The following is an 11032-nucleotide window of genomic DNA, read 5'->3' on the forward strand; positions in this document are numbered from 1 at the left end:
CCGATACCAAGTTGCGCACCATCTCACTCCTACAATTCGCCTGGTGGGCTGCGGCTGTCGCGCAGTCGCCGACTACCGGCGCGAGCGGCGGCGTTAACGGCGGGCTCGGCGGCTCCGAGGCGCGGCCGCAATATCGCGCTGCTTGCGTGGATCAAATACTGAGAACTCGCTATGAAAATCTGGAGCTACAGCTCAGAAGCCGGCGAGGTCCTTACTGAGAGCGCCGCCGATCCCTGCCCCGTGCAGAAAGACGTTTGGTTAATCCCGGCTTTCGCGACGAATATCCTATTCGCGGACGGAGCTTGATTCGTCATGCTGGAAGCCGTTCTTCTGCTACTAGGAATTGGAGCGCTGGCTCTTGTAGTGATTGCCTTCTGGGGCGCGTCTATTTGGCCCCATCAGGCGCGATTTTCTCAGGCTGCTCGACGAATGCAAGCTTGATGCGACACTGCTTGAGCAGGACACGCCGGGGTGACGCTGCTCCACTGCCCGCCGGACTGGCAATGCATCTTCAGCGACAATGTGGCGGTCGCCCATCGGCGGTTGGATGTGTTGTAGAAATAGTTCAGGCGGTACCAAAGGCGGCGTATTGGGCGCCGAGCGGAATACGCCTCAAGGCGCCCTCGACGCGGCGCGCCGGCTCTGCCTCCCAGGGCAACAGTAGGAAATGATGCGCGCCGATCTTCTGCAAACCGCTAGCCGCCATCAATCTCCGTGCCTTGCGAGCGCTGAGCAACACGGCGTCGCGATCGAATTCGCAGCGCGCAACGGCAAGGCGGGTAAGCGGATTGAGCGGATTGTGCTCGATGATGCAGATAAGGCCCCCCGGGCGCGCCACGCGCCGCATCTCATTGATGAAGTTGGTCCATTGGGCAGGCGCGACGTGGTGCAGCACGCAAATCGCAGTCACGATATCAAAACTGTCGTCGTCGAAGGGAAAGCTCCTGCCGTCGAAGGCGCGGTACTCGCCGCCGGGATTGTCGGCGCGCGCCTGCTCGATACTCTCCGATGAAACATCGATGCCGGTCAGGCTGCCGACCATGCCGCGCAGCAACGGATGAAAGCTGCCGACGCCGCAACCGACGTCGAGCATCGCGGGTCTTGTCGATCCGAGATGCCGCGCGGTCAGGTCGCGCAGGAGGTCGGCTTTGGAGCGCATGAAGAAGCTGTGGGGCAGGCCCGAGAAGTCGATCGATGATTGGACGACGTCCCGGTAATTGCTGCGGTACTGGTCGAAGAGCTCGCTCATGTGGGCTCACTATTCGTGCATGGCGTGAGCTGCGGCGCTCGCCGGCGCAGCCTGGGCGCGATCGAAGCCCAACCGCTTCTGCACGACGTAGAGTGGACGGTGTTTCACCTCGGCATGAATGCGGCCGATGTAGAGCCCGACGATGCCCGTCATGAGCATGTTAAGTCCGCATAGGAGCGATATGACGACCATGGTCGAGGACCAGCCGGCAACCAGGTGGCTGTCCTTGCTCATCCACAGCACAAGCACCCAGCCGCCGTAGAGGAGGGCCAGGCACGACACCACGAGCCCACACCAGATTGCCAGGCGTAAGGGCACATCGGAAAAGCCGAGCGCTGCAGCCAACGCAAGACGGGTCATCTTGAGCAGAGGATATTTTGTTTCGCCGGCCGCGCGCTCAAGGCGATGGAAGGTCACTTCAGTCTGCCGGAAGCCGAGCCAGGCGATCATGCCGCGGACGAAGCGGTCCCGCTCCGGCATCTGGCGCAGCGCGTCGAGCACCTTGCGATCGATCAGGCGGAAGTCACCGACGTCGGCCGGAATCCGAACCGAGGTCATGCGCCCGAGTATCCGGTAGAACAGATGGGCCGTCGAGCGCTTAAACCGGCTTTCGCCAGCGCGCGACAGGCGCCGCGCATAGACGACTTCGTAACCTTCTTCCCATTTGGCGATGAGTTGCTCCACGACCTCAGGCGGGTCCTGCAGATCGGCATCCATAACCACAATCGCTTGGCCCTGCGCCGCGTCCATGCCGGCGGTAATAGCGACTTGGTGGCCGAAATTGCGCGACAGGCCGATCAAGCGATAGCGCGGATCGCGTTTGACGAGTGCTTCCAGCACGATGGTGCCGGAATCGCTGCTGCCATCGTCGACGATAATGACCTCTGCCGGCCCGTTGAGCCGGGTCAGCAGCAGGTCGAGCCGGCGCAGCAATATCGGGAGAACGGCCTCCTCATTGAAGACCGGGACAATGATGCTGTAGCTAACCGTCCGGGAATCGATCGCCATTGGGGTTCATTCCGCTTTGAATGGGCTGGAATCTAGAGCACCTGTGGTTAAAGCAGCCTTGCGTGAACAACTAGGAACGGCCCGAACGGAGGCTCTTTTTTCGTGAAAACCGGGATGGAGGGGCAATCAGGCTTATCCGGTCGGGCCTGGTGGCCCCGAACGGACAGCCAACCAACGTTTTACCCAATGCGAGACTGCCCCTGTCGTGAGTGGACTCAGACGACGCCCGCCTCCCTTAGTCTTTCGATGCCCTGCGCGATCTGATCGAAGCCCGGCCGCTTGTGATATGGGCCGTCCTAGCCGAAGCCGGAGATGCTGCCTTAAACGATGCCCGGATTGATCGTATGCCGAGGTTCTTCTAGACGTCGGGCCGGAAATTCTCGACCACCACGTCCGCCTTGGCCGCGAGGCGCTTGAACACGGCGAGCCCGCGTTCGTCCTTCAGGATCAGCGTCATCACCCGCTTGTTGCGATGCAGATTCTGGGAGTCCTGGTCAAACGGTTTGGTCGGCTCGGCTATGAGCTGGCAGTCTGCCGCTCTTCTGGGCGAGGCGGATCGAGGCAGCGGCTTGGGAGGCAAGAACGGCGGCGAGCCCGCCATAGACGATCAGATCGATCTTCCGCCAGAAGGCTTCCACTCCACCGACCAGCGTTCAAAGCCCCTGATTCCAGTCACGAACTAGCGACCGCGCGCCAGCGAAGACACGAAGATTTTGAACCTTTCTCGGGGCCAAGGCACTACCCTGATAATCTTGAGGGTACGGTTCTATGACTATCGTTCAAATCTTCGGCTGGGTTTTATTGGCAGCGGTGCTGGTGGCTACGCTGAGCATAAAGAAAAGGCCGTTGTGTTGAGCGCAGTTGCTTGATGCCTTACCAGGGAAGGTTAGCGATCGCGTAGGCAACAACCGCGAGTAGCGCAATCCAACCGAATGACACGCACCAAGACCTAACCGCACGATGCGTGCTAAGGCCCCGCGTAGCACGGCTCACAGCGATAAAATCATCCATACCACCCCCAAAGCGTTGAAGATCGACAGCACGACAAGCGTCCCCTGCTTGTGCAACCTGTGGTATTCCATATCGCGCTTAATTGCATGCGAAAAGAAAGCAACATTGACCTAAACGCAACTTTGACGGCGTCGCATTCGAATACGATGTGATCGAGTGATGAGCGGATAATCAGGGCCACATCGTTGGTGGGTCGAGGGCCTTGCGGCCCGCCGCTTTCAACGCGTCGGTTGAGAACTGTCCGTGTGCTGCGGCATCCAGCAGCTTCGAGGCAACGTACGCTCTGGCGCCGGTCTCGCTTACAGGAATATTTTCGCAAACTTCCTCGAGCACCGCCCTGAGCAGCGCAGTTATTTCAGCATCAAACACGCCGAACTCCCGAAATTGAGAGGATACTGAATGCTGCACAAGCGGAATATATTCGCTCGGCAGCATTTGCCGCGTATTCCGGTTGGGCTCTGAAATCCCAGCGCCTGCCAAACTGGCACCTGTCTGTCAAAGTAATGTGACAGCCTTCTCGGCCGCGTCAACGGGGAGTTTGCCGGGCGTGCAAAGAAGGCCCCCCAGCGCGAACGGGTGGTCCTCTATACTCATGCGGACCGGGGTAATTGCTCAATGTCTCCGCCGATCAATCTTACTGTGGCCCAGGAAGATCAAACCCGCCAGCATGCCAATAGTGGCCAATAGTGGCCGGTATGACAAGGCTGAGACAGCCCATGACGCACCGCCTCTCAGCAAAGGAATCGCCCGTTCAATAAAACTGACGGGCCTTCGGCGGGTTCGCGCCCGCGATAATAACTCGCCAGCCGGAGTTGGCGTGGCGCAGACGTACGACCGGATTTCAACTGGAACGCCAAAGGGCCTATCGGTGGCATGGGCTATTGGTAACCGGGGGCGGTATGACGGAATGAGGATGGAGTCCGCCATTCGAGGATCCGACCAGGATCGGTGATCGCGTACTGGTGACGCTGCTCGACGCCGGCGAGTACATCGCCATGCTGCCGAAGAAAGAGCACTCCGCGCCGAAATGGCAAGCCGCGATGCAGCACTGATCCTGGTGGCGGAAGGCGGCAGCCCGACAATCTTTGCCCGTATCGGAATCATGCGAGCATTGAACCGCCAAAAACCGAAATGAACAGAGGCGGCCTTACCGTTGGCGCCTGCGCTCAGCTCTAAGATCGAAATAGGTGATCACCGCGAACGTGGCGCCAACAGCCAAAATGGCCACAATGCCGACAATTAGCAACAGGGGATCCATAGCCGGGTCAGTATTTCTGCAGCGTCCGTTATGGGCAACTCACGAATGATTAGCGCATGCAACAAGCTCTCGCTGTAATTGCTTTTGGAACGGCTCTTGCTCTTGCTAAGACGAGCCTTTGGCAGGGAACACGGCTCGCTTGGGTCTGCTACACAGCGTTTTATGGCTCCTTCTTCCTCGCCGGATAGCTATCGCAAGATACGAGCTAGCAAAGAGAGTTGTATGACATCGTCGGCGAGGCGCATCCGCTGTCTAAAGCCGCGCTTCGTTAAGGGCGGTCACCTTTTCTGATGGGCTGCGGCGCCAAGGCCGATGAAGGCCGATGAAGGCCGAGCGCTGCTTCTCGACGGACCTTGCGGTAGCTCGAATGCGCAGGATATCCTTGCGGGCAACCAGGCCGACGAGATGCCCGGTCGCGCGTTCGACGATCGGTACGCGCCCGACGTCGGCCAGAACCATCCGATCCGCAAGATGTGACACCGGTTCGTCGGGATAGCCGAGTGTGAGCGAGCGATCCGATGCGCAGTCGAACAAGGTGTCGCGACCGTCGGCGCTTTCCGCGCGCCAGCGCAGGACGTCCGTGCGGCCGACGAGTCCCGAGACCTGACCGCCTGCATCGATCAGCGGATAGGACTTGTGACGCCGCTCGTCCCCGGAGAAGAACGACATCGCTTCGCCGACCGTCATCGTTCCGTGCAGCGTATCGACGTCCGTCACCATCACTTCGTTGACGCGCAGCAGTTCGAAGGGATCGATACCGTATTCGCGCACCACATGCTGGCCGCGCCGCGCGATCTTCTCCGTGAGGATCGAGCGCTTGAGCAGCAGCACGGTGAGCGCATAGGAGGCGCTCGTGGCAATCAGAAGCGATCCGAGCAGCGGAAAGTCGCCAGTCAGTTCGACGGCGAACAGGATACCGGTCAACGGCGAGCGCATGGTGCCGCCCATCATCGCGGCCATGCCGACGAGCGCCCATGCCCCATGCGGCCCCGGCAGCAATTGTCCTTCGAGCCAGCCGACGCAGCCACCGAAAATAAGAAGCGGCGCGAGGACGCCCCCGGATGTGCCCGACGCAAGAGCGACGATCCAGATCGCGGACTTTACCAGCAGGATCAGCACCGCGACTGATACCACAACGTTGTCGTTGAGCAGGTCGCCGATGATGTCGTAGCCGACACCGAGGGCCCGCGGTTCGATCAAGCCGCCGGCGCCGACGAACAGTCCGCCGATCGCCGGCCACCACATCCAGTGGATCGGCAGGTGACTGAAAAAATCCTCGGCCTTGTACAGCAGCGTGGTCAGCAATCCCGATTGCAATCCCGCGACCACGCCGACGCCGACGCAGGCAAGCGGCCCCCACCAAGGCAGATCGAGCTGGCCGGCGAACGGAAACAGTGCGCCGCTGCCGATCAGCCAGGGCCGCAGCGACGACGAGACCACGCAGGCGGCGATCACGGGGATCAGGCTGCGCGGCTTCAGCTCGAACAGGAGAAGCTCGACGGCGAGCATGACGGCCGCGATCGGTGTTCCGAAGATGGCCGTCATGCCTGCCGCGGCACCGGCCACCAGCAACGCCTTGCGTTCGGCCGCGCTGAGGTGGAAGCATTGCGCGAAGAGAGAGCCGACCGCACCGCCGGTCATGATGATCGGACCCTCTGCGCCGAATGGCCCGCCGGTGCCGATCGATATCGCCGACGATAGCGGCTTGAGGACGGCGACTTTCGGTTGCAAACGGCTGCTGCCGATCAGAATCGCCTCGATCGCCTCGGGAATACCGTGGCCGCGAATTTGTTCGGAACCGAAGCGCGCCATCAGGCCAATGACGAGGCCGCCAAAGGCCGGGGCCGCAACCATCCAGGCGTCGGGTTTCAGATTGGCTGTCGGGAGGGTCTGCGTGCTCAGCGTGTGCAGCCACACGGCATTTGTGACGAGCGCGATGGCGCGCAGCAACAGCCATGCCGTACCGGCGCCACCTGCGCCGACGAAGACAGCCATGGCGACCAGCATGAGAACGCGCCGGTCTGTCGTGAAGTCGCCGAGGCGCGGCAGCGAATTGGCGGGGATAGGGCGGGGCATGTTGGTCCGATCGGGATAACGCGATTGTGAGGATGATGAACTGGCGCCGATCACATCGGCCGGCGCCGAACTTGGAAGGCGCCTGGTCGTCGGGCGCGTCCCCTAGCCACAACGCACTGCGCGGAAATATATCGTAGAGCGATATAAAACAACGGATCATTGCTGGCGGAAAGGCCAGTTCGCAGATCAGGGGAGAAGGCAGCCTAGCGGGCAGCTCGAGAATTCGGGTTATGCGGGGCATGGGCCGGCACCGCCTCAGATGCGCGCCCGAGCAAACCGCGAGGCAGGATTTGAGCAGGACGACGACGATGACGCGTGGTTCTGCTCCCTGAAGCATGATATTCGGCGGCCCGAAATCGCCGTGGCAGATTGCTTCGGGCGGGCCGCGAGAGGATCCCCGAGCCGTGCGCAGGCCCAGGCAGGCCGCGCGCGTTGGCGCTGGGCGACATCAAACGACCTTCACTCGTCTCAGTTCGGCAATTTCGTCAGGGGCGAAGCCGAACTCGGCGAGCAATTCGCTCGTCTGCTCAACGAATTCCGGCGGGCGCCACCATCTTGTTCGGCGTGCGCGACAGCGTCACGGGCTGGCCGACCAGTCGGATGTGGCGGTCCTCGTCGTTCGGCACGTCCTGCGCGATGCCGAGATGTTTGACCTGCACGTCCTCGAACATCTGGTCGATGGCGTAGATCGGCCCGCAGGGCACGCCGGCGTCGTTGAGCTCCCTGACCCAGGTCTCGGTCGACTTGGTCACGGTGCGCTTCTGAAGCTCGGCGTTGAGCGCGTCCCGGTTCTTGGAGCGTGAGGGCGCGGTCGCATAGTCGGGATGGCTATAGAGCTCGGGGGCGCCGATCGCCTGCGCGCAACGCTCCCAGATCCGCCCGCCGGTCGTGGCGATGTTGATGTAGCCGTCCGAGGTCTTGAACACGCCGGTCGGGATGCTGGTCGGGTGGTTGTTGCCGGCCTGCTTGGCGACCTCCGTCTCCATCAGCCAGCGTGCGGCCTGGAAGTCGAGCATGAAGATCTGGGCCTGCAGCAGCGAGGTCTGCACCCACTGGCCCTTGCCCGAGACCTCGCGCTCGAGCAGCGCGGTGAGGATGCCCATGGCGCAGAACAGGCCGGCCGTGAGGTCGGCGACGGGAATGCCGACCCGCATCGGCCCTTCGCCCGGCGCGCCGGTGATCGACATCAGCCCGCCCATGCCCTGGGCGATCTGATCGAAGCCCGGTCGCTTGTGGTAGGGGCCGTCCTGGCCGAAGCCGGAGATGCTGCCATAGACGATGCGCGGGTTGATCTCGCGCAGGCTCTCATAGTCGATGCCGAGCTTCTTCTTCACATCGGGACGGAAATTCTCGACCACGACGTCGGCCCTGGCGGCGAGGCGTTTGAACACGGCGAGCCCGCGCTCGTCCTTCAGGTTCAGCGTCATCGCCCGCTTGTTGCGGTGCAGATTCTGGAAGTCCGAACCCCACCGCGGCCCGCCCGGCTGCTCGCCGCCGGAATCCTCGGTCGGCACGTCGATCTTGATGACGGTGGGACCCGTTCCGCTAGCTGCCGCACGGGGAACTCCGTGCCGCTCTCCTGTACCGGCAATTGTCGATCGCCCCCATTTGTCCCCCATTACGAGGCCCGCGGACGGCAGGCGTGCTATTGTTCCGCGCCAGGCGGGCAACTGCGGTGCCGGCTTGTTAATACGTCACTTTTGTGCCCAATTGCGAGCTGCTTAAGATACCTTGTGGTTTGAGAAGATCATGCGAGTAGAGCGCCTTCGCCTTTTATTTTTCGGAGCTTTATTCAAGTTCCAAGACCAGTGGAAAGTTCGGTCCATGCCCCTTGTGTGTCCGAATTGTCTAGAGCGCGCGTCAGACAGAGCTTTTGCGAAACGCCGATGGTCAGTAAGTGAGGAGGAGCTGCGTTGTGATGCTTGCGGCACAACAAGCGACATCTCCGGGTGGCGACTGGCGGCGGACTATCGGAGGCCCGACAAATTTCCTCTTTCAGCAGCGCAACATTGACAGGGCTCTCACCACTTGTCTCCTTAACATGAGGGTGCCGCACGTCTAAATCGGATTGGAAGTTACGTTGACGCAACCCTGCGGTGTTTTCCGGGTGATCCGACCGCGCCTAAATTGAACGGGTCAGAAGCAGGCAGTTGCTGAAGAGGCTTGGCAATATCGCAATCGCGCGCGTGGGTAGCGCTCAGCTTGAGGAATGATACAGGAGGGCGCAACTGAGAGTCCGCGCGTTAGGCGACAAGCGTGAGGTGTTGATCGAAGAAGCGCTACTTCAACTTCGAATTCCGCCTGTAGTGCGAAGATTTTCTAGTGCCATTATAGGGGCTTTGCGGTTGGAAACGGCCCAATGGATATCGCATCAACCCGAACCTTCGGCCCGTATTAAATAGGGCAGTAGTTCGGTTGGGGACGTTGATTCTCGCCTGCCGCCACCAGCCAATCAACGACGCGCGCCGTCTGTAGCCACTCACCCGTTGGCGCCCACTCTCCTGGCTAGGACCAGATTCGGGACCTACACCACTTTAGCCTGCTTTAACTCGGCGATTTCATCAACCTCGAACCCGAACTCCTTCAGCACATCATCAGTCTGCTCCCCAAACTCCGGCGGCCGCGCCACCATCTTGCTCGGCGTGCGCGATAGCGTGACGGGCTGGCCGACCAGTCGGATGTGGCGGTCCTCGTCGTTCGGCACGTCCTGCGCGATGCCGAGATGTTTGACCTGCGCGTCCTCGAACATCTGGTCGATGGCGTAGATCGGCCCGCAGGGCACGCCGGCGTCGTTGAGCTCCCTGACCCAGGTCTCGGTCGACTTGGTCACGGTGCGCTTCTGAAGCTCGGCGTTGAGCGCGTCCCGGTTCTTGGAGCGTGAGGGCGCGGTCGCATAGTCGGGATGGCTATAGAGCTCGGGGGCGCCGATCGCCTGCGCGCAACGCTCCCAGATCCGCCCGCCGGTCGTGGCGATGTTGATGTAGCCGTCCGAGGTCTTGAACACGCCGGTCGGGATGCTGGTCGGGTGGTTGTTGCCGGCCTGCTTGGCGACCTCCGTCTCCATCAGCCAGCGTGCGGCCTGGAAGTCGAGCATGAAGATCTGGGCCTGCAGCAGCGAGGTCTGCACCCACTGGCCCTTGCCCGAGACCTCGCGCTCGAGCAGCGCGGTGAGGATGCCCATGGCGCAGAACAGGCCGGCCGTGAGGTCGGCGACGGGAATGCCGACCCGCATCGGCCCTTCGCCCGGCGCGCCGGTGATCGACATCAGCCCGCCCATGCCCTGGGCGATCTGATCGAAGCCCGGTCGCTTGTGGTAGGGGCCGTCCTGGCCGAAGCCGGAGATGCTGCCATAGACGATGCGCGGGTTGATCTCGCGCAGGCTCTCATAGTCGATGCCGAGCTTCTTCTTCACATCGGGACGGAAATTCTCGACCACGACGTCGGCCCTGGCGGCGAGGCGTTTGAACACGGCGAGCCCGCGCTCGTCCTTCAGGTTCAGCGTCATCGCCCGCTTGTTGCGGTGCAGATTCTGGAAGTCCGAACCCCACCGCGGCCCGCCCGGCTGCTCGCCGCCGGAATCCTCGGTCAGCGCGTCGATCTTGACGACATTGGCGCCCCAGTCCGCAAGCTGCCGCACGCAGGTGGGCCCGGACCGGACCCGGGTCAGATCGAGCACGGTGAAGCGCGACAGGGCTTCCGAGGCATGCGGAAAGGGCATGGTAAAAGGCTCCGGGTCAGATTACGGAGTCACCATAGGGCCGAAACATCATGCGGCAAGTCTGCGCCGGCGCGGATGCCGCCTGTCAAAATGCAGTGCTCGGTGCGGTTTGCTGCGCTGCATGAAGGGATCAGCGCGACAGGCGCTTCAGCTCGTCGCGTGCCTGCTCGGCCAGCGGGTCATCGCCGTGGCGCGCAATGAAGAGCTCGAACGCCTCCCTGGTTCCCTTCTGACGTGCGGTCTCGTATTCCCGGGTGACCGTCGCCGCGGGGTCGCGGGCCATGGGCATGGAGGGGGCGTGTCCCGCCTTACCGCTTTCATTGCCCTTGTCCCTGCCGCCGTCGTCTGCATTGGCTTTCCCGATCATGACGGGCTGTTCTCCGATGGACAGACGATCCGGCCCGGCGAACACCGCCATGACCCCGATGAGACCGACTGAAAATAGACCTGGTTTCATGATTTCCTTTACAGATCATACCCGCAGGCGGGACTTGAATCCTTGCCCTCGGCCCCCGCCGCTACTTGATTTGATCGCTAAAACGGCCTTATGAAAGGGGGGCCGGAGGCCGCTGCCGAATTTTAACCGAACGTGTAACTCTCAAGCTAGCCCGTCCTATTCGTGAGAGTGCGGCTTTTGGGCCCGATTGATGCGGCCGCACATCTTGTCTGACGAGGCGCACAGGATTGCCTTCGGCTTTTCGCCGCCTGACGA

Annotated in this window: 6 protein-coding genes and 2 pseudogenes; all 8 read right to left on the minus strand. The window is 61.8% G+C overall.

Annotated elements, in window-relative coordinates; all coding sequences use genetic code 11:
- Positions 1-565 precede the first annotated feature (565 nt).
- The 8 genes and pseudogenes from QJT78_RS36920 to QJT78_RS36960 all read right to left on the minus strand — a co-directional run bounded on the left by QJT78_RS36920 (position 566) and on the right by QJT78_RS36960 (position 10738).
- Positions 566-1249 carry a class I SAM-dependent methyltransferase gene (locus tag QJT78_RS36920; protein WP_038945510.1) on the minus strand — a complete coding sequence of 228 codons (684 nt, stop codon included), beginning with the start codon at positions 1247-1249 and terminating at the stop codon, positions 566-568.
- Between the two features lie 9 nt (positions 1250-1258).
- Complete coding sequence (locus tag QJT78_RS36925) at positions 1259-2257, minus strand: glycosyltransferase family 2 protein (RefSeq protein WP_038945509.1); 999 nt, start codon at positions 2255-2257, stop codon at positions 1259-1261.
- A 299-nt stretch (positions 2258-2556) separates the two neighbouring features.
- A pseudogene (locus tag QJT78_RS36930) lies at positions 2557-2747 on the minus strand (CoA transferase); the annotation flags it as partial.
- 692 nt (positions 2748-3439) lie between these two features.
- Entirely contained in the window at positions 3440-3676 is a 237-nt protein-coding gene (locus QJT78_RS36935) for a hypothetical protein (protein ID WP_049808048.1), read from the minus strand.
- Positions 3677-4778: 1102 nt separating this feature from the next.
- Positions 4779-6602: a chloride channel protein gene (locus QJT78_RS36945; RefSeq protein WP_038952767.1), complete on the minus strand. Its 1824-nt coding sequence runs from the start codon at positions 6600-6602 to the stop codon at positions 4779-4781.
- Positions 6603-7050: 448 nt separating this feature from the next.
- A pseudogene (locus tag QJT78_RS36950) lies at positions 7051-8221 on the minus strand (CoA transferase).
- A 905-nt stretch (positions 8222-9126) separates the two neighbouring features.
- A complete protein-coding gene (locus QJT78_RS36955) occupies positions 9127-10320 on the minus strand; it encodes a CoA transferase (protein WP_212479621.1) in 1194 nt (397 codons plus the stop codon).
- 130 nt (positions 10321-10450) lie between these two features.
- Complete coding sequence (locus QJT78_RS36960; protein WP_080586965.1) at positions 10451-10738, minus strand: hypothetical protein; 288 nt, start codon at positions 10736-10738, stop codon at positions 10451-10453.
- Positions 10739-11032 lie beyond the last annotated feature (294 nt).

It is taken from the genome of Bradyrhizobium sp. Mp27 (assembly GCF_029953005.1).
GTDB lineage: Bacteria > Pseudomonadota > Alphaproteobacteria > Rhizobiales > Xanthobacteraceae > Bradyrhizobium > Bradyrhizobium barranii.